This window comes from Amycolatopsis sp. NPDC104863 (assembly GCF_055582965.1).
In genome coordinates, this window is sequence record NZ_JBVJOW010000007.1 from 190,477 (window position 1) to 208,174 (window position 17,698).

Genomic DNA, 17,698 nt, shown 5'->3' on the forward strand with positions numbered 1-17,698 from the left:
CCGGATGGCGGTAACGAATTCCGGGAGCGCGACGACTGATCAACGTCGGCTGTGCAACGAGACAAACGGAACATCTGTCAGAGCGCCATTCCCCGGACGGAACAGCGAGATCACGACTATGCAACGAAGCTGGCGACGGACCACGATCCTGTCCTCGGTGGCCGCGATGGCCACGGCTTTCCTCGCGGTGGCGCCCGCCGCGGAGGCGGCCCCGCCTCCCAGTTCGGTCGAGGTCAGCGCCACCACGGTGCTGCCCGGCCAGACCTTCACGGTCACCGAAACCCTTTACAACGAACTCGATTACGCGGTCGAAGGCGGGAAAGCGGCGATCTCCGCGAGACCGACCCCGCTCACCGACCTCGCCGACCTGGTGGAGTGCGTCGACACGACGGCGGACTGCTACACCTACGACGGCAGCTACCGCGCGCCGGTCGGCAACGTCGAGCCGGGCGGGACCAGGACGGCCACGTTCACCTTGCGGGTCAAGGAAACCGCGGCGCCGGGCCAGTTCACGCTGCGCCACCAGTTCGTCGGTGACAACTACGCCTTCACGAGCACCGACGGCCCGGTGATCACCATCGGCCAGTCGACCACGGCCGCCGACGTCAAGGTCGCCCTCGGCGCCGTCGGGCACGGCGGGCTGAACGCGCGGTTCGACTACACGCTCACCGTGACGAACAACGGCCCGTCCGCGGCCGGCGGGATCCGTGTCGTGGCAACGTATCCGTCGGGTCTGTCGTTCGGCAGCGCGACCGGCTGCACCCGCGTGGGCAGCACCCGGACGCTGAACTGCGACGTCGCTTCGCTGGCGAGCGGGGCTTCGGCCACGGCCAAGTTCTCCCTCAACGGCGGCCTGCTCGCCATGGGCTCGTACGTCACTTCGGTGCAGCGGACGGCCAGCACGCCGGCGGATCCCACCAGTGCCAACGACAGCGCTTCGAAGAAGTGCTCGGCGTTCACCGGGCTCATCGTGTCCTGCTGAGGGTTCGCGAGAGGTGAACCGGGCTCGTGTCCTCCGCCAGGGACGCGGGCCCGGTTCGCGTTTTCAGCCGTTGACGGACGTGTACAGCTTCGCGATGTCGTCGTCGAAGTAGGCGCTGTAGGAGACGTCCGGGGTGTCGCCGCCGAGTTCGTAACCGCCGATGACCCCGACGACCGCGCCGTCGGTCACCCACGGGCCGCCGCTGGTGCCGTCGGGGAACCCGGGGCAGGCGACGCGTTGCTGGAACGTGTCGGACTGCGTGGTGTCCCCTTGGCAGACCACCGGTTTGTCGGTGGTGTCGGGGTAGCCCGTCAGGGTGATGCGGTGCGTGAACCCGCGGCCGGTGCCGAGCACGTTCGCGCCGGTGAGGCTTTCCACCGAAGCCGGGTTTCCGGGCTGCTGAACGGTGAGGAACGCAAAATCCAGGTCGGGATCGGCCGAAGCCGTCCATCCGGGAGCGACGGCGACGTCGGTGACCGTCCACATTCCATAAGGCGCGACGCCGTCGTGATATCCGGGCGCGAAAGCCATCCCGTCCTTGACGCAGTGGGCCGCGGTCAACACCAGATCACCGGTTCCGGAATGGACGACGCTCGCCGTGCAGAAATGGCTCCCGTTCGCGAACAACGCGCCGACCGGGGTGGCGGTTTTCGCAACCGTGGCCGGCGCAGGCGAAGTGACCGGAGTGGCCGGAGTGGCCGGAGCGGGGGCGCCGGCGGCGTAGGCGTCGTCGGCCGTGGTGTTCGTGCCCAGGACGAGGCCGGCCGTCACCACCAGCACGCCCGTCGCGGCCGCGAGCGCGGGCCGCCAGTACTTGATCGCCACCCCTCCAGAGCACCACAACAGCGGCGTCCCGGCAGCGTGTGGAGCCGGATCCACAGAGACCTCACAGCGGCTGTGCGGGCGCTAGGTTCGACGCATGTCGAGCACGGTCAGGTCGCCGGACGGGACGGTTGTCGGGTTCGAGACGGCGGGATCCGGCCCGCCGATGGTGCTCGTCCACGGCACCGGCGCCGACCACCACCGCTGGACGGCGGTCCGCGAGCAGCTGGCCCGGCGGTTCCGGCTGCACCTCGTCGACCGCCGCGGCCGGGGCCTCAGCCGTGACGAGGCCGGCGCCTACGACATCCGGCGCGAGGGGCAGGACATCGCCGCCGTCGCCGAGGCCGCCGGGGGAGACGTCTACCTGCTCGCGCACTCCTACGGCGCCCTCTGCGCGCTGGAAGCCGTCCAGCTCACCGGTGCGGTCGGCCGGCTGCTGGCCTACGAGCCGCCGCGGCCGAAGCCGGGGGAGTTCGTGGTCGGGCCGGACGCGCGTGAGCGCATGGCGGCGGCCGCCGGTCCCGAAGAGATCCTGGAGATCTTCCTGCGGGAGGCGCTGCGGCTCTCCGCGGCGGACGTCGAGGCGATGCGGGCGACCCCGGTCTGGCCGTCCCGGGTCGCCGCGGCGCCGACGATCCCGCGTGAGCTGGCCGTGGTCGAGGCGATGGTGTTCGACGACCGGCTGGCCGGGATCACGATCCCGGTCCGGCTGCTCGCCGGCACGGAAAGCCCGGAGTACCTGCGGCTCGCCGCCGAAGCGGTGGCCGAGCGCATCCCCGGCGCCGGCGTCGTGCCGCTGCACGGCCAGGCGCACCAGGCGATGGACTCCGACCCGGACCAGTTCGTGCGGGCCGTGCTGGACTTCAGTCCGGCGTGAGGCCGCGGCGGTGCGCCCAGGCCGCGACCTCCGTCCGGTTCGCCAGCCCCAGCTTGGCCAGCACACTGCGGACGTGGCTTTCGACCGTCCGCTCGGAAAGCACCAGCCGGCGGGCGATCTGCCGGTTGCTCAGCGCGGCGGCCACCAGCACCGCGACCTCGCGCTCCCGCCCGGTCAGCGGGTCGGCCGCGTTCCGGGCGCCCTCGTGCAACGCCGTCGCGTCGCGCAGCCAGCCGGGCATGCCGAGCCGCCGGGCCTCGTCGGCGGCCTGCCGGGCCAGGGTTTCCGCGCGCGCCGGCTCACCCAGCGCCGTCAGCGACGCCGCCAGCCGGACGCGGTTGTGGACGACGTACGGGCGGGCGCCGAGGCGCGCGTCCAGCACGATCGCCTCCTCGAACAGCGTCACGGCCTCGTCGTGCCGGCCGAGGAGCGCGGCGAGCCGGGCGGCCGAGCTGCTGGAGCAGTCGCCGCAGAAGGTGCCCGCGCCGCCCGAGCCGAACGGCGGTTCGCCGGCCAGCTGCTTCGCGAGCCACTCGGCCGTCTCGAGGTCCCGGAACTCCTCCAACAGTGGCAGCAGGTTCGGCCCGATTCCCGGTGAGTGCCCGATGAAGTCGGGGTCGCGCAGCCGCGGCCGCAGGGTGTCGTACCCCGCCCGAGCCTCGTCGCGCCGGCCGGCGACCAGCGCGCAGAGCGGGCGCGAAACGATCGTGATCGGCAACGGCGGCGCGATCGCCAGCAGCTCTTCGTACCCCTCGGGCAGCTCGGCCGGGTCACCGACGAGCAGCGCCAGCTGGAGCGCGAAGGCGAAGGACATTCCCATAGTGGAGCGGTCTTCGGCCAGCTCCGCCGCCGCGAGCGCCCCGGCGAGCCGGTTCAGCTCGCGCGCGTCGGCGAACTCGCCGCGGTAGGCGCCGACCGACGCGCGAAGGCGTAGCTCGTGCCAGCGGACGAGCGGCAGCCGTGTTGACGCCGCGAGCGCGGAGATCGCGCGGAGCTCGTCGTCCACGACCGGGATCGTGCCGACCTCGAACGCCGCGTCCACGCGCCACTTGTGGCCCCACAACGCCACCAGCGGCCGCCCGGTGCCGCCGAGGGACACGGCGAGCGCGCCGAGCCGCAGCCGGTCGGCCAGCGGCAGCTCCATCGGACGGATCTTCAGCCGGGCGCGGACCGCGTCGATCCGCGCCTCCTCGTCCCCGGACAGCTCGGCGAGGGCCAGTGCTTCGTCGGCGGTCTTGACCGCCTCGCCGGTCTTGCCGTGGTCGGCGGCGACCGCGGCGGCCTGGGCGAGCAGCTTCGCCCGCACCGCCGGGTCCGCGTCCGGGCCGGCCGCGGTCAGCGCGGCCGCCGTCAGCTCGGCCATTCCGGCCAGCAGGTCGGGCGCGGCGGTGTCCCGCACGACCAGCGCCGCCGCGACGACCAGCGCCGGGTCCGACGTCAGTTCGGCGGCTTCGCGCGCGTGCTCGAGGCTCCGCGCGAACCGGCCCGCCCGGTACTCCGCGGTCGCGAGCTCGACGAGCAGGGCGGCCGGGTCACCGCCGAGCCGGCGTCGGCAGTCGAGGGCGAGCGCGAGGAACCGGGCGGCTTCGGTGAAGGCCAGCGACCGGGTGGCGTCCCGCGCCGCGGCTTCGGCCCGGTCCGCCGCGCGGGTGAGTGTGTCCCGGGTCGGCGCGGACCGCAGCCAGTGCCCCGCCACCACCCCGGCGAGCGCCGGATCGGGGCGCTGCTCCAGCGCCGTCGCCGTCCGGGCGTGCAGGTCTTCGCGGACCCCCTGGTCGAGGTCGGCGTAGATGCCGTCGCGCACGACGGCGTGGGCGAACCGCCGTGACCCGGCGACGGCGGGCAGCAGCACCCCGGCGCGCACGGCGCGGTCGAGTGCGGTGACGACGTCGGCCACCGGCTGCGCGGCGACCTCGGCGACGACGTGCGCGTCGACCTCCTCACCGACGACCGAGGCGATGGCGAGCAGCTCACGCGCGTTCGTGTCGAGCCCGGAGACCGTGGTGCGGACGAGGTGCCGCAGCTCGGCTTCCCCGCCGCCGGTCGCCGACGACCGCGCGACCGCCTTGAGGTAGAGCGGGTTGCCGCCGGAGCGTCGCAGCGCGTCTTGGACGTCGACGCCGGTCCGGCCGACCTCGGCGAGGTATGCGCGGACGTCGGGTTCGGTGAGCGGGCCCAGGCGCAGGGTTTCCGTGCCCGGCCGGCCCAGCAGGTCCGGCAGCGCTTCGAAGAGCGCGCCGGCAGACTCGGTGTCCCGGTGGGTCGCGACGACGGCGAGCCGCGACCGGCGGATCTCGCCCGCGAGGTGCCGCAGCAGCCGCAGGGAAGCGTCGTCGGCCCAGTGGACGTCTTCGAGGACGACGACCAGGCCGGCCGGCTCGGCCGCGGCGACCAGGGCGTCGGCGGCCAGCGCGACGAACCGGAACCGGGCCGCGACCAGGTCGGCGCCGCGGTGCTCGTCCAGCTCGGCGAGGGCGCGGGAGACCTCGGCGCCGGCTTCCGGCAGCGCCCGCAGCACCCGCCGCCACGGCCACAGCGGCGGCGCGCCGGGGTCGTCGACGCAGCGGCCCCAGACGGCGGTGGCGCCGGTGACCGTCTCGACCAGGCGGGTCTTGCCGATCCCGGCCGGGCCGCCGACGAGCACGAGGGCACCGGCGCCCCCGGCCGCCGCCGCGAGCCACGCGCGCAGGTCGGCCGCGGCACCGGCCCGCCCGACGAACGGCTCGCTGCGCGTCATTCGAGCAGTATCCCTTGCGGGTCTGGTTTCAGTGCCGTTCTCCGTACTGGCACTGATGCCGGTGGCGCCGTTGCCGCCGAAGGTGGTCCTCACACACGATGACCAGCGGAAAGGGGCACGTCATGCACGCCACCGTCCACCAGTTCCGGGTCCCGCTCGGGCCCCTGGGCACCGATCCGGGCGCGGACCTCGCCCAGGGCGCGCTCGGCGCCTGCACCCTCACCCAGGTCGGCGGGCTGTCCGGCGCCGTCGTGGCCTTCTGGCCCGATGCCGCCGCGGCCGCCGAAGCCGCGGCCCGGCGGCCCGCCGGGACCACCTGGCTCGACACCGGCGTCTACCGGGTCGCCGACGTCCACACGGTGTCCGACGCGGCCGCGGTCGCCCAGATCACCTGGTTCGGCGGCCCGCGCAGCGCCGACCAGTCGGCCGCCGAGCTGCGCGCCGGCCGCGAGCGGATCTGGCCCGCCGTCCGCGATCTCGACGGGGTCGGGGCGACCTACGTCCTGATCGGCGAGGACCGGGCGCTGGTCGTCGTCGGCTTCGCGGCGTCGATCGAAGCGATCGAGGCGACGCAGCGGGCGATCTCGACCACCGAGCTGCTGCCGGGTGAGGACCCCGCGCTGCTGCCGGGCCCGGACCGCGTCGACCTGCACCGTGTGCTGCACGCGGCCCTGCCGGCCCCGGCGGGTGCGCGATGAGCCCGCACACCGCGGCCGCGCTCCGCGCCGGGACCTGGACCGTCCGAAATGGACGGACGACGGCGGCGTTCGAGGTCCGCAACTTCGGCTTCAACCGCGTGGGCGGCGCCATCCCGGTCCGCACCGGGACCGTCGAGGTGACCGGCGGCCAAGTGACCGCGGTCCAGGCCGAGCTCGACCTCGGCGCGCTCGACACCGGCAACCCGCGTCGCGACGCCGACCTGCGGAAGCCGAACCTCCTCGACAGCGGTGCGCGTCCGGCGATGACGTTCGCGTCCACCGGTGTCCGGCGCACGGACACCGGCTGGGCGGTCGACGGCGAGCTGACGCTGCGCGGGACGTCCTGCCCGCTGACGCTGACCGTCGAACCGGCCGGCGACGGCTTCCGCGCCACGGGGACGCTGGACCGCGCGCCGCTCGGCATGCGCGTGCCGCGTCTGGTCATCGGCCGTTACGTCCGCGTGGTCGTCGACGCGGAGCTCGAACCGCCTAGGTGAGGTCCTTGGGCAGCAGGGTGGTCGCCGCGTCGGGGGCGGCGACCGCCTTCGGCCGCCGGTCGCGGAAGACCCAGCCGCCGACGATGCCGCCCACGAAGCCGAACATGTGGCCCTGCCAGCTGACCCGCTCGTCGCCCGGCAGCAGCGACGAGAACTGGTAGGCGAAGCACAACGCCATCACCAGCCCGATCACGATGTCGATCGGGTGCCGGTCGAACAGCCCGCGCACGATGATGTAGCCGAAGTAGCCGAACACCAGACCGCTCGCCCCGACGGTGACCGAGGTCGACGGTGAGACGAACCAGACGCCCAGCCCGCTCGCGACGACGATCAGCAGGCTCACGCCCAGCCACTTCTTCACGCCGCGGTAGGCCGCGAGGAAGCCGAAGACGAACAGCGGGCCGGAGTTGGCTTCGAGGTGGTCCCAGCCGAGGTGCAGGAAGGGCGCGCTGAAGATCTCCGGCAGCGACGCCGGGTCGCGCGCCTCGATGCCGAACTGGCCGCTGAGGTCGTACCCGTCGAGGGCGTTGACGATCTGGACCGCCCACAGCACCGCCAGCAGGCCCACCATCACCCAGAGGGCTTTCTTGGCCTCGGCGATCATTTCCTCGGCTTGGTTACGGGGCTCTTCGGTCACCGCACGCCTCTCCCTCTTCGGCTGCGGTGAGGATAACCGGGGGTTGGCATGGTCCGTGGCGTTCCGGACCGAGCCGTGACCTGGCGATCGGCCCGGCCGGGCTGATCGAGCGGGGTGCGCGCGGCGAACCCCAGCCGGGTCAGGTTTCCCTCGCGCGGGGGTCAGCGTGGTGCGGGTGGATCCGGGCGCGGTCCGCCCGGTAGCGGGCGTAGTCGTCCGGTGGTGGCGCCGGGATTCGCCGGAGCCGCCGCGCCGAAGAACCCGCCGGGCTAAGCGGGGTGACCGGAGCGGGACCAGCTCCGGACCACAGCGTGAACGGGCGCCGTCACCCTTCGACCGTAGCGCCGGGGCCGGTGCCATGGCGTACAAAGGACGCAGAGGTGATGCCGGATGACGCCCTCGGTGGTGCGGCACGAAAAGCGGCGCCGGTGGGCGGTCGTCGCCGTGGTGGCCGCCGTGCTGGTTTCCGTGCCGTCCGTCGTTGCCGCGCTTTCCCCTGCCGGGGGCGCCGTCGACCCGGGGCGGCTGCGGGCTCTCGTGCTGACCTCTGGCGGGCAGCCTTACCAGGGTTACGCCGAAAGCGCCGGGTCGCTGGCCCTGCCGGAGCTGCCGAACCTCGCCCCGGTCACCGCGCTGTTCTCCGGCCGGACGCCGATGCGCGCCTGGTACGCCGGCCCGGACCGCTACCGCGTCGACATCCTCGGCACCGCCGGGGAGCACGACGTCTACCGGCTGCCCGACGGCGAGTACACCTGGGACTACGGGGACAACACCCTGACCAGGCTGATCGGCGACCCGACCGTCCGGCTCCCGCGGGCCGCCGACCTGCTGCCGCCCGCGCTCGCGCTGCGGATCTTCCAGGCGGCGAAGGACGACCCGGTGAGCACACTGCCCGGGCGGAACGTCGCCGGCGTCGCCGCGTCCGGGCTGCGGCTCACCCCCGCCGACCCGGACACGACGATCGGGCAGGTGGACGTCTGGGCCGACCCGGTGACCGGGCTGCCGGTGCGGGTCGAGGTGACCGCCCGCGGGCAGCACGCGCCGATCCTGGTCAGCGAGTTCCAGCAGCTCGAGCAGACAACACCGGTCGTCGAGGCGCCGCGGCCCGTGCTCGGCTCCGGGTTCACCGTGGCGAGCGCCCCGGACATCTCGGACACGCTCGGCGCGTTCAGCCAGGTTCCCCTGCCCGGGACGCTGCTCGGCCGGTCCGTCGCGTCGTCGGACTTCGGCGGGATCGTCGGCGCCGCGCTCTACGGCGCCGGGCTGGCGTCCTTCGTGGTGGTCGCCGTGCCGCGCAACGTGGCGATCGCGGCGGCCGACGCCGCCGGGAAGGCCGGTGGCACGCAGGTCAGGCTGCCCGGCGGGACCGTGGTGCAGCTGTCGATCACCCCGCTGTCGCTCGCGATCGTCCGCTCGACTGTTTCGCGCCGGTCGTACCTGCTGGCCGGGTCGGTGACGGCGGACGTGCTGCGGTCGGCCGCGGACGAGCTGTCCCGGCTGCGCCGGAGCGGCCGATGATCGTCACGCGCGGCTTGACCAAGCGGTACGGCGCGACCGTCGCCGTCGACGCGGTCGACCTGGAGGTCCGCGAAGGCGACCGCTACGGCTTCCTCGGCCCCAACGGCTCCGGCAAGACGACGCTGGTCCGGATGCTGCTCGGGCTCGTCTACGCCACCAGCGGCGAGATCGAGGTGCTCGGGAAACCGGTGCCGAAGCGGGTCGCCGAGGTGCTGCCGCAGGTCGGCGCGCTCGTCGAGGGCCCGGCCGCGTACCCGCACCTGTCCGGGCGGCGCAACCTGACGCTGCTCGACGCCGCCGGGCGCGGCGGCGCCCGGCGGACCCGGCGGCAGCGGATCGAAGGGGTGCTGGAGCAGGTCGGCCTCGGCGGGGTCGACCAGCGGCCGGTGAAGGCGTACTCGCTCGGCATGCGGCAGCGGCTCGGGCTCGCCGGCGCGCTGCTGCGGCGGCCGCGGCTGCTGATCCTGGACGAGCCGACCAACGGCCTCGACCCGCAGGGCATCAAGGAGATCCGGGAGCTGCTCGTCGAGCTGAACGCGGGCGGCACGACCGTGTTCCTCTCCAGCCACCTGCTGGCCGAGGTGGAGCAGCTGTGCACCCGCGTCGGCGTGGTCGACCGCGGCCGGCTCGTGCTGGAGGAGGACCTCGCGACGCTGCGGGCGGCCACCGGCCGGGTGCTGGTCGGCACGCCGGACCCGGCGGCGGCCGCGGCGGTCCTCGACGGGCAGCTCGAGTCCCGCGACGGCGACCGCCTGGTGATCCGGCACGGCGACCCGGCGGCGCTCAACGCGCTACTCGTCGAAGCGGGGGTGCGCGTGACGTCGATCCACGCCGAACAGCGGACGCTCGAACAGGTCGTCCTCGACGTGACAGGTCCGGGCTCGGACCGGTTCGGAGCGGCCGGGTGATCGGCGTCGAGCTGCGGAAGCTGGTGCTGCGGCCGCGGGTGTGGTTCAGCGTGCTGCTGCTGTGCCTGCTGCCGGCGATCGTCGGGGTCTTCCTGGCGACGGCCGACTTCGCGCCGCCGCCGGGGCAGGGCGGGGCGTTCCTCTCGGCGGTGGTGAACGACGGCGCGCTGTACCCGGCCGCGGCGCTCGCGCTGGTGCTGCCGCTGTTCCTGCCGATCGCGGTCGCCGTGGCGGCGGGCGACTCGATCGCCGGCGAGGCGTCCACCGGGACCCTGCGCTACCTGCTGGTGCGGCCGGTCGGCCGGACCCGGTTGCTGGGCGCGAAGATGGTGGCGCTGGCGGTGTACGTGACCGCGGCGATCGTGATCGTCGTGCTGACGTCGCTGGTGCTCGGCGTGATCCTGTTCGGCACCGGCGGGACCCCGGGGGTCGCCGGGCCGGGCGGCCAGCCGACCGGGGTGACGTCGCTGTCGGGCCAGTCGCTCAACTCGTCCGCGCTCGGCCTGCGGCTGCTCGGCGCGGTGACCTACATCGTGGTGTCGATGCTCGGGTTCGCGGCGATCACGGTGTTCCTGTCCACGGTGTCCGACTCGGCACTCGGTGCCGCGCTGGGCGGGCTGGCCGTGCTGATCACGAGCTCGGTGCTGGAGACGCTGGACGCGGCCGCGTCCGTGAAGCCCTACCTGCCGACGCACTACTGGCTCTCGTGGATCGACTTCTTCCGGGATCCCGTGCTGTGGCGCAACATCGACCACGGGCTGCTGCTGCAGGCCGGTTACATCGTGGTGTTCTTCGGGGCGGCGTGGGCGAACTTCGCGACGAAGGACGTCACGAGCTGACGCAGTCCGACGGAGCTTCGAGCGGGCTGGTGCCGAGGGCCTGCAGCACGAGCTCGGTGACGGCGGGATCGGTCGGCAGGTCGCCGTGCGCGGCCTGGTTGCCGGGGCAGATCTGCTGCAGCGAGACGTTGACGGCGCCGTCGAGCCGCGCCGACTCCGGCGGGGTGACCGTCTCGTCCTGCTCGGTCCAGACCGACAGCCACGGCAGCGTCGACGGGATCGGCTCGCGGTCGAGCTCCCGCAGCAGCGCGCTGCCCGGGGCCAGCTGGACGCAGGCGGTCGGGCACGCGCCGGGGACGAGCGCGCCGCCCGCGGCGGCCAGGCCGGTGCCGTGCAGCGGCGCGCCGAGCGTGACGACCCGGCGGGCCTGGTGGTCACCGCCGTCCCGGCTGACCCACAGCCGCGCCACGACGCCACCCGCGGAGTAGCCGACGACGTCGACCGACGGCGCTCCGCCCGCGTACGCCCGCTCGACGGCGTCGGCGAGGACGGCGGCCTGTTCGACCAGGTCACCGGTGCCGTCGCCGGCCAGGGTGAGCACCTCGGCGGTGCGGCCGGTGGACTGCCGGATCCGCTCGGCGAGGGCGTTGAGCGCGCCCTGCCCGCCGCCGTACCCGGGGACGAGCAGCACCGGGCCCGGCCGGCCCTGGTCCGGGGTGCCGCTGCGGGGCGCCGCGCTGCCGCTGGAGGTCGCGACGGCGGTCGCGGCCACCACGACCACGGCCGCGACGGCGACCCCGCCCATCAGGAGGCGCCGCCGTGGACTGATACCGCGCCACCAGGCCGTGATCCGCACAGCTCCATGATGACGGCGGCGGCGCTCGGCCGCCGTGTGCTCAGAGCCCGGCCCAGCCCGTGGTCACCGTGGTGCCGTCCGGCGCGGTGACCCGGACCCGCGTCGCGCCGCGGGGCAGGCCGGTCGCGGTGAACCAGCCGTCCTCGTCGATCGGCTGCTCGTGCCGTTCGCCCGGCGCCTCGATCACCGCGGCGCCGACCGCGCCGGTCACCAGCCCGCGCAGCACCACCCGGCCGTCGGCGTACTCCACCTGCAGCTCCAGCGACACCCGCGGTGACTCGAACGACAGCAGCCGGACGTCGTCGCCGTCCGCCCGGACCGCGCCCGCCTCGGCCAGGTCGGAGTCGAACGCGAGGCCGGCGAGCTCGGCGTCGAGGTCGCGGGTGCCGAGCGCCGCGCGGGCCTGGCGCAGCACGAGGTCCGGCACCGGGTCGGCCTGGGCGGCGGCCGTGCGCAGCCGGTCGAGCAGCTCGTCGTCGTTCACGCGCCGGCCTCCGTCCCGAGCCCGGCGTGGCCGGCCCGCTCCCGCAGCCGGCCCAGGCAACGCTGCCGCGTCGGGCCGATGCTCCCGACGGGCATGTCCAGGGCGGCGGACACCTCCGCGTACGAAGGCGGGGGAGTGGCCATGAGCACCCGCAGCAGCCGACGGCACTGCTCGGACAACGTCGCCAGCGCTCGCCAGAGCGTCGCGTCGCGCTCGTCGAGCAGCAGCGCGGCGTCGACACCCGGGCCCGGCGCGGGCTCGGACTGCCAGGTTTCGTCGTCGACCGGGCGTTCCCGGTCGGCCCGGCGGATCTGGCGGAGGCACTCGTGCCGGGCGGTGGTGGCCAGCCACCCGGCCAGCCGGTCGGGCTCCTTGATCCGGCCGAAGTTCTCGACCAGCTTCAGCCAGGTCGTCTGGACGACGTCGGCGGCGTCGGCGTCGGAAAGCCGGTGGCCGCGGGCGATCGACCAGAGCAGGCTCGCGTACTGGTCGACAAGGGCGTCCCAAGCCGCCTGATCCCCGCCGGCGGCCTTTTCGAACAGCGTCGTGGTGTCCACTTCACCTCCGCTTGACCCGCTCAGCCTAACCAAGAGCGGCCCTTCGGACCTGTACGCCATCGGGGGACTCCTTCGCCGTTTTTCCCCCCTTTTCACCGATCCCCGAGACGGCCGGGAAATACACCCGTTCGCCCTGAACCGGCTCGCGACGGTTGCCGTGTGCCCGGTTGGGAGTGTGGAGAACTCAAAAACGGGGTGAGCCGATCATGCGGATGCGGATTACTGCGCTCGTCGTGCCGTTGCTGGTGTGGGAGGTGGCCGCCTGCGGCCAACCGGCGGTCATCGTGAAGACCGGCACGGCGGTGCCGGTGCCGGTGTACGCCGGGGAACCGGGGTGCGCGTGGCTGGGGGACACCCCGGTGGTGCCGGACAGAGTGAAGCTCTAGGTGCGTTCGATCTTGCCGTTGGCTTGTGGCCGGTAGGGCCGGGTGCGTTTCGCGGGTGGCGAACCAGGCCACCGCCTGGCGGAGTACCGAGGTGGCGGCGGTTTCGTCGGTGTGGATTTCGGCGTAGGCAACGCGGGAATGGTCGTCGATGACGGTGTGGACGAACGCGGTGTCGGTGCGGGGCTTGCGGTCGGCGCCGCGGGGCAGGCCCGCGGTGGCGCGTTTGTTGCTCGCCTTGCTGCCGGCCGACGAAGCGGTGCCCGCCGCCGTCGGGAATGTTGCCGTACTTGGTGACATCGACGTGGATCAGCGAGCCGGGATGGTCGTGTTCGTAGCGGCGCAGCGGTTCGCCGGTCGCCTGGTCGATGCGGGTGAGCCGGTTGATCGGCCCATTTGCGGGCGGTTTTGGTGGCGACCGTGAACATCTTCGGCGCTTGGGTGCAGGTCCAGCCCTGTTCGACGATCAGGCGAGCGAGTCGCAGTCGGGTGCGTGGGGTGAGGGTGGGACACGAAGGCCTCCGGCGGGTGATGTGGTTCCGGGTCACCTCACCTCGGGACAACGTCCCCGGACATCACATCCAGGCCGGCGTCGAGCGGGTGACGTAGTCGATCAGATCCACGACGGCGGTGGCGTTTTCGGCGTAGGCGATGGCGCCGCCCAGGTCGACCTGGGCGTTTCCGTGCGCGACCTCGTTGCGCATCCGGCGCATGCGCTGGATGCTGTCGACCGCGTCGGCCGGCAGGTGGTCGGCCAGCTCGGTCACCTTGCGCTGGACGGTCGCCGGTTTGGCCGCGCGGTCGGCGCCGAACACCTTCCGGTACAGGCCGTCGAGCGCCGCTTCGATCCTGATCCAGGACTGCATGACCAGCCCGGTGGGCTGCGCCCCGACGAGCAGCGAGCCGGCAACGTGCGCCTTCGGCTCGGATTCTTCTTCGTCCGCCGGTTCTTCTTCGCGCTCGTCGGCGGGCGGGCTCGGCGTCTTGCCGTTGCGAGTGGCGTCGATCGCGGCTTCCGCGCTGCTTTCGGCAGCCTTGAGCTCAGCGCCGAAGTCGAACTTCTGGCCCGCGACCTCGGCCCGGGTGAGACGCGCCAGCAGAGCGCGGATCGACGGGCGGAACACGAGCAGGAAAACGACGAGCGTGACCGGCCACGCGAGCGAGGCGATGAAGTCGAGGACGACTTTTAACCACTCCACAGAAAAGCTCCGGGCTCGCAGGGGCGAAGGAGGGCAGGATATCCCGCTCCACCAAAGCAACCGGCCCCGGGACCGGCGTGCGGTCCCGGGGCCGGTTCGCTTCCCGGCTCCCTAGTTGAACGGATCCAACGTCAGATAAGCCGTCCCCGGGTTCCCGTCGTTGACCAGCGATTCGTAGTGACCCACGTCGTCGAAGGCGAACGCGTACGCCTTGCCGTCCGCCATCTGCGCGTGGATCTTGCGCGCGTACTGGTTCGTGACGCTGTCCAGGTAGAACCCCGCCGAACTGCTGTCGGGCTGGTTGGCGTTCGTCAGCAGCGTCGAGCGGTTGAAACCCGCGCAGAGCGTGCGTGAGATCTGGCCGCGGACGTCGTTCGGGGCGTCGAGGTTCTTGTAACAGCCGAAAACGCTGTCGGAGTCGGGTTTCTGGAACGCCGTCACAAAGCCGCCGGAGGTGTTCGTGAAGTTCATGACGTTGCCCGAGACCCGCCCGAAGTACTTCACGCTCGGCTGGTCGGCCACCGGTGTCACCGTCAGCGTCGACGAGCTGTACTTAGTCCAGACGCGGTTTATGTAGTCCTGCAACACGTTCGAGGGCAGCGCGCCGGCTTCGATGCCGTGGCTCGGGGCGAGCGCGCGCAGGACCGTGCCGTCGGACCGGGTGCGGATCAGGTTGGCCCAGCCGCCCGGCTGGCCGCGCAGGGAGTTCAGGAAACCGTTGTACCCGCCCGCTTTCAGGTGCCCGGTGGACTTCGTCGTGCCGCCCACCGGCTGCACGCCGACCGCGTACGGCGCCGAGAACATGTCGACCTGCGTGCTGTTGAGCCAGAGGCCGCCGTCGTTGAGCGTGTACTCCGACCAGTTGAAGAGGATGTTCACGTTCGGGTCGGACGGGTTCTGGACCGCCGGCTGCACCAGGCCGCCGGTGGCGAGCTTGAACACGAGCTTCTGCCCGTAGGAGAAGTAGATCCGGCCGGAGAACTTGGGGATCCGGATGGTGATCGACTGGCCGTTGGCCGGGCCGGGGATCGACGCGTCCGGTGCGGGGACCGGCGGCACCGAGCCACCGGGCCACGCGTGGAACGTGCCGTTGGCGTCGGCCCAGCCCTGCCGGCCCGTGGCCAGGTTGGTGCCGAGGTCGTAGAGGTAGACCTGGTCGCCGCGGCCGGAGTTGTTGGTGATCTTCAAGGGGATCGTGGCAGGGACCGCGTCGGCGACGGCGGTCGTGAGGCCGGCGGTGACGGCGACCGCCGCGGCCAGCACCCCCAGCCGCCGCCGGAAGGGAGTTCTCGTGCGCACGGGCGCCTCCTCGTCGAGGCCGATGATCGCAAGTTGTTCAGACCATTTCAGAGTCGGTGCCCCGGTGAGCGGTTGTCAAAGGCTGATACTTATCAGCCCCCGTCCGGCCCAACGCCCGGCGCTGCCCGAAGACGACGGCGGTGAGCACGACCGCGGCGCCCAGCAGCTGCCACGCCGTCAGCCGCTGGCCGAGCACGAGCCTGCCGAGCAGCGTCGCGACGACCGGGCTCAGCAGCCCGAGGAACGTCACCTGCGTCGCGGACAGCGTGCGAATCCCGCGGAACCACAACGTGTACGAGAGCGCGGCGCCGATCAGCGCGAGGTAGCCGTAGCCCGCCAGGTTCGCGCCGGTGAGGACGGCGGGCGGCGGCCCTTCGACGGCCAGCGCGACCGGCACGAGCACCAACCCGCCCGCGACGAGCTGCCAGCCGGTGGTCGCCAGCAGCGGCGCGGGCGACGTCCAGCGCTTGCTGAGCACCACACCGGTGGCCATCACGACCGCGCCGCCGGCCGCGGCGGCGACCCCGAGCGCGTCTAGCCGCGCGTCCGCCTGCAGGACCAGGAGGCTGACCCCGGCCACCCCCGCGACGCCGGCGAGGACGACGCGCCGCGTCAGGCGTTCGCCGAGCAGGCCGGTGGACAGGCCCGCGACGAGCAGCGGCTGCAACGCGCCGAGCGTGGCGGCGACACCGCCGGGCAGCCGGTACGCGGCGACGAACAGCAGCGCGAGGAAGGCGCCGATGTTCAGCGTGCCGAGCACGAGCGAACGCCACCACCAGTCGCCCTTCGGCAGGCGCCGGGTGAGTGCGACGAGCAGCAGCCCGGCGGGCAGGGCGCGGACGACCGCGGCGAGCAGCGGGCGGTCGGGCGGCAGGAGCTCGGTCGTGACGAGGTAGGTGGTGCCCCAGATCGCCGGGGCGAGGGCGGTGAGCAGTTTGTTGAGCACTAAGACAGATTACCTCAGCGCTAAGGTAAATGGCCACTGCTCACTTACCGCTAAGGTTTCGGTTACGCTGGGCCGATGCCCGACCACGTGGACCGCGTCCTGGAGCAGTGGCAGGCCGAGCGCCCCGACCTCGACGTCTCCCCGATGGCGGTGATCGGCCGGCTGTCCCGCCTGGCCGCGCTGGTCGACACCGAGCTGCGCCGGACGTTCGCCCGCCACGGCCTGGACCGCGCGACCTTCGACGTCCTCGCGACCCTGCGCCGCAGCGGCCCGCCGTACCGCCTGACCCCGACGGAGCTGATGCGTTCGGCGATGGTGACGTCGGGGGCGATCACCCAGCGCCTCGACAAGATGGAGGCCCGCGGCCTGGTCGAGCGCACGCCGAACGAAACGGACGGCCGCGGGGTCCGCGTCCGGCTGACGGAGGCGGGCGGCGAGCTGATCGACCGGGCCCTGCCGGACCACGTCGAGACCGAGCACCGGATCCTGGCGACGCTCGGTGCCGAGGAGCGCGAGGAGCTGGCCGGGACTCTGCGGAAGCTGCTGGAAAGCGTGGGTGGCGCGGGTTCCTAGGAAATCCGCCGCACCGGTTCGCCGTCCAGCAGGTAGTCGAGGTCGATCCGGCCGCCCGCCGCGGCCAGGACCGCGTCGATCGCCAGGTCGACGTCCAGCTTGCGGTGGTGCTGGTCGGCGTACGCGCGCATCAGGTTGCCGATGTGACGCTCCGGGTTGCGCCACGTCGGCCAGCGCAGGGCCGCCTGCTGCGCCAGCTTCGTGAAGTCGGACTGGCGGCCCGTCACCTCCAGGAGCCACTCGAGGTAGACGCGCATGCCGTGCACCGCCGTGTGACCCGGCGTCGCCACCGGGCCGTGGCCGGGGACCACCGTGCGGGGGCGGAACGTGTCCTGGAGCCAGTCGAGCGCTTCGAGCCAGCCCGGGACCGAGCCGTGCACCGCCATCGGCGTGCTGCCGACGAACACCAGGTCGCCGGTGAACAGCGTGCCCGACCGCGGCTCGTGCACCACCAGGTCACCCGCCGTGTGCGCGACGCCGGGTACCGCCACCACATCCGCCGCCGCGCCGCCGAGGTCGAGGCGCCGCCAGCCGGGCACCGGGCGGACCGCGTCCGGCTCCGGCGGCTCGAGCACGCCCCACCGCGTGTAGGTGAAGACGTTGCCGTACGTCTGCGGTCCGGCCTTCACGGCCTCGACGCTGCCCGGCGCGGCCAGCGCCGTCCCGCCTTCGCGCAGCGCGACGCCGAGCCCGTTGTGGCGCTCGCCGTGCGCGTGCGTGATGACGACCGTGAGCTCCTGCTCACCCGCGTACTTGCGGACGTCGCGCAGCAGCTCCAGCGTCGCCTGCTCGGTCCCGCAGGTGTCGACGAGCACGACGCCGTCGCTGCCCTGGACCCAGCCGCTGTTCGCGACGAACCAGTCGGCCGGGCTCTTCACGTACGCCACCACGCCCGGCCGGGCGTGCCGGAGCGGGACGATGTTCGCTGTGACGGCCGACATGCCTT

General features: G+C 73.1%; 19 protein-coding genes and 1 pseudogene. 9 read left to right on the plus strand and 11 right to left on the minus strand.

Features of this window, described 5'->3' with window-relative positions:
* The first annotated feature begins 157 nt into the window (after window positions 1-157).
* Complete coding sequence (locus ACZ63J_RS34405) at window positions 158-982, plus strand: hypothetical protein (protein ID WP_465398911.1); 825 nt, start codon at window positions 158-160, stop codon at window positions 980-982.
* A gap of 63 nt (window positions 983-1,045) precedes the next feature.
* Here ACZ63J_RS34405 and ACZ63J_RS34410 read toward each other — a convergent pair whose 3' ends face one another.
* A complete protein-coding gene (locus ACZ63J_RS34410) occupies window positions 1,046-1,807 on the minus strand; it encodes a trypsin-like serine peptidase (protein WP_465398912.1) in 762 nt (253 codons plus the stop codon).
* 94 nt (window positions 1,808-1,901) lie between these two features.
* Between ACZ63J_RS34410 and ACZ63J_RS34415 the strand changes: the two genes are divergently transcribed.
* Window positions 1,902-2,681: an alpha/beta fold hydrolase gene (locus ACZ63J_RS34415; RefSeq protein WP_465398913.1), complete on the plus strand. Its 780-nt coding sequence runs from the start codon at window positions 1,902-1,904 to the stop codon at window positions 2,679-2,681.
* Here ACZ63J_RS34415 and ACZ63J_RS34420 read toward each other — a convergent pair.
* Complete coding sequence (locus ACZ63J_RS34420; RefSeq protein WP_465398914.1) at window positions 2,668-5,418, minus strand: ATP-binding protein; 2,751 nt, start codon at window positions 5,416-5,418, stop codon at window positions 2,668-2,670. The genes ACZ63J_RS34415 and ACZ63J_RS34420 overlap by 14 nt on opposite strands.
* Window positions 5,419-5,516: 98 nt before the next feature.
* Between ACZ63J_RS34420 and ACZ63J_RS34425 the strand changes: the two genes are divergently transcribed.
* Complete coding sequence (locus ACZ63J_RS34425; protein ID WP_465398915.1) at window positions 5,517-6,116, plus strand: hypothetical protein; 600 nt, start codon at window positions 5,517-5,519, stop codon at window positions 6,114-6,116.
* Entirely contained in the window at window positions 6,113-6,613 is a 501-nt protein-coding gene (locus tag ACZ63J_RS34430) for a YceI family protein (protein WP_465398916.1), read from the plus strand. Before ACZ63J_RS34425 ends, ACZ63J_RS34430 begins: the two co-directional genes overlap by 4 nt.
* Here the strand turns inward: ACZ63J_RS34430 and ACZ63J_RS34435 are convergent.
* Window positions 6,606-7,250 carry a rhomboid family intramembrane serine protease gene (locus ACZ63J_RS34435; protein WP_465398917.1) on the minus strand — a complete coding sequence of 215 codons (645 nt, stop codon included), beginning with the start codon at window positions 7,248-7,250 and terminating at the stop codon, window positions 6,606-6,608. The genes ACZ63J_RS34430 and ACZ63J_RS34435 overlap by 8 nt on opposite strands.
* 390 nt (window positions 7,251-7,640) lie before the next feature.
* Here ACZ63J_RS34435 and ACZ63J_RS34440 point away from each other — a divergent pair, with 390 nt between their 5' ends.
* The 3 genes from ACZ63J_RS34440 to ACZ63J_RS34450 are packed head-to-tail and all read left to right on the plus strand — an operon-like array spanning window position 7,641 to window position 10,515.
* A complete protein-coding gene (locus ACZ63J_RS34440) occupies window positions 7,641-8,768 on the plus strand; it encodes a hypothetical protein (RefSeq protein WP_465398918.1) in 1,128 nt (375 codons plus the stop codon).
* Window positions 8,765-9,676, plus strand: a complete 912-nt coding sequence (locus ACZ63J_RS34445) for an ABC transporter ATP-binding protein (RefSeq protein ID WP_465338438.1) — start codon at window positions 8,765-8,767, stop codon at window positions 9,674-9,676. Before ACZ63J_RS34440 ends, ACZ63J_RS34445 begins: the two co-directional genes overlap by 4 nt.
* Entirely contained in the window at window positions 9,673-10,515 is an 843-nt protein-coding gene (locus ACZ63J_RS34450; RefSeq protein ID WP_465398919.1) for an ABC transporter permease, read from the plus strand. The genes ACZ63J_RS34445 and ACZ63J_RS34450 overlap by 4 nt, the downstream gene beginning before the upstream one ends.
* Here ACZ63J_RS34450 and ACZ63J_RS34455 read toward each other — a convergent pair.
* From ACZ63J_RS34455 to ACZ63J_RS34465, 3 genes are read right to left on the minus strand one after another with little or no spacing between them, the layout of a single operon-like run.
* Window positions 10,505-11,311, minus strand: a complete 807-nt coding sequence (locus tag ACZ63J_RS34455) for an esterase/lipase family protein (RefSeq protein WP_465398920.1) — start codon at window positions 11,309-11,311, stop codon at window positions 10,505-10,507. The genes ACZ63J_RS34450 and ACZ63J_RS34455 overlap by 11 nt on opposite strands.
* Window positions 11,312-11,351: 40 nt before the next feature.
* Complete coding sequence (locus ACZ63J_RS34460; protein ID WP_465398921.1) at window positions 11,352-11,795, minus strand: hypothetical protein; 444 nt, start codon at window positions 11,793-11,795, stop codon at window positions 11,352-11,354.
* Window positions 11,792-12,352 carry an RNA polymerase sigma factor gene (locus tag ACZ63J_RS34465; RefSeq protein ID WP_465398922.1) on the minus strand — a complete coding sequence of 187 codons (561 nt, stop codon included), beginning with the start codon at window positions 12,350-12,352 and terminating at the stop codon, window positions 11,792-11,794. Before ACZ63J_RS34465 ends, ACZ63J_RS34460 begins: the two co-directional genes overlap by 4 nt.
* A gap of 206 nt (window positions 12,353-12,558) precedes the next feature.
* Between ACZ63J_RS34465 and ACZ63J_RS34470 the strand changes: the two genes are divergently transcribed.
* Window positions 12,559-12,738: a hypothetical protein gene (locus ACZ63J_RS34470; RefSeq protein WP_465311593.1), complete on the plus strand. Its 180-nt coding sequence runs from the start codon at window positions 12,559-12,561 to the stop codon at window positions 12,736-12,738.
* Window positions 12,739-12,740: 2 nt separating this feature from the next.
* On the opposite strand, the pseudogene ACZ63J_RS34475 reads toward ACZ63J_RS34470, so the two are convergent.
* From ACZ63J_RS34475 to ACZ63J_RS34490, 4 genes and pseudogenes are all read right to left on the minus strand, one after another.
* Window positions 12,741-13,268, minus strand: a pseudogene (locus ACZ63J_RS34475) (transposase family protein); the annotation flags it as partial.
* Window positions 13,269-13,310: 42 nt separating this feature from the next.
* Window positions 13,311-13,934, minus strand: coding sequence for a hypothetical protein (locus ACZ63J_RS34480; RefSeq protein ID WP_465398923.1), 624 nt, complete (start codon window positions 13,932-13,934; stop codon window positions 13,311-13,313).
* A gap of 111 nt (window positions 13,935-14,045) precedes the next feature.
* Complete coding sequence (locus ACZ63J_RS34485; RefSeq protein WP_465398924.1) at window positions 14,046-15,233, minus strand: glycoside hydrolase family 64 protein; 1,188 nt, start codon at window positions 15,231-15,233, stop codon at window positions 14,046-14,048.
* 37 nt (window positions 15,234-15,270) lie between these two features.
* Window positions 15,271-16,179 carry an EamA family transporter gene (locus ACZ63J_RS34490; RefSeq protein ID WP_465398925.1) on the minus strand — a complete coding sequence of 303 codons (909 nt, stop codon included), beginning with the start codon at window positions 16,177-16,179 and terminating at the stop codon, window positions 15,271-15,273.
* Window positions 16,180-16,254: 75 nt separating this feature from the next.
* Here ACZ63J_RS34490 and ACZ63J_RS34495 point away from each other — a divergent pair, with 75 nt between their 5' ends.
* A complete protein-coding gene (locus ACZ63J_RS34495) occupies window positions 16,255-16,752 on the plus strand; it encodes a MarR family winged helix-turn-helix transcriptional regulator (RefSeq protein ID WP_465398926.1) in 498 nt (165 codons plus the stop codon).
* Here ACZ63J_RS34495 and ACZ63J_RS34500 read toward each other — a convergent pair.
* Window positions 16,749-17,693, minus strand: coding sequence for an MBL fold metallo-hydrolase (locus ACZ63J_RS34500; protein WP_465398927.1), 945 nt, complete (start codon window positions 17,691-17,693; stop codon window positions 16,749-16,751). The genes ACZ63J_RS34495 and ACZ63J_RS34500 overlap by 4 nt on opposite strands.
* Window positions 17,694-17,698: the final 5 nt, after the last annotated feature.

Bases quoted from the DNA above. Each gene is read 5' to 3' on its own strand.
- ACZ63J_RS34445 (WP_465338438.1), top strand. From the start codon at position 8,765: ATGATCGTCACGCGCGGCTTGACCAAGCGGTACGGCGCGACCGTCGCC.
- ACZ63J_RS34415 (WP_465398913.1), top strand. From the start codon at position 1,902: ATGTCGAGCACGGTCAGGTCGCCGGACGGGACGGTTGTCGGGTTCGAG.
- ACZ63J_RS34500 (WP_465398927.1), bottom strand. From the start codon at position 17,693: ATGTCGGCCGTCACAGCGAACATCGTCCCGCTCCGGCACGCCCGGCCG.
- ACZ63J_RS34420 (WP_465398914.1), bottom strand. From the start codon at position 5,418: ATGACGCGCAGCGAGCCGTTCGTCGGGCGGGCCGGTGCCGCGGCCGAC.
- ACZ63J_RS34495 (WP_465398926.1), top strand. From the start codon at position 16,255: ATGCCCGACCACGTGGACCGCGTCCTGGAGCAGTGGCAGGCCGAGCGC.
- ACZ63J_RS34430 (WP_465398916.1), top strand. From the start codon at position 6,113: ATGAGCCCGCACACCGCGGCCGCGCTCCGCGCCGGGACCTGGACCGTC.
- ACZ63J_RS34425 (WP_465398915.1), top strand. From the start codon at position 5,517: ATGACCAGCGGAAAGGGGCACGTCATGCACGCCACCGTCCACCAGTTC.
- ACZ63J_RS34440 (WP_465398918.1), top strand. From the start codon at position 7,641: ATGACGCCCTCGGTGGTGCGGCACGAAAAGCGGCGCCGGTGGGCGGTC.
- ACZ63J_RS34470 (WP_465311593.1), top strand. From the start codon at position 12,559: ATGCGGATGCGGATTACTGCGCTCGTCGTGCCGTTGCTGGTGTGGGAG.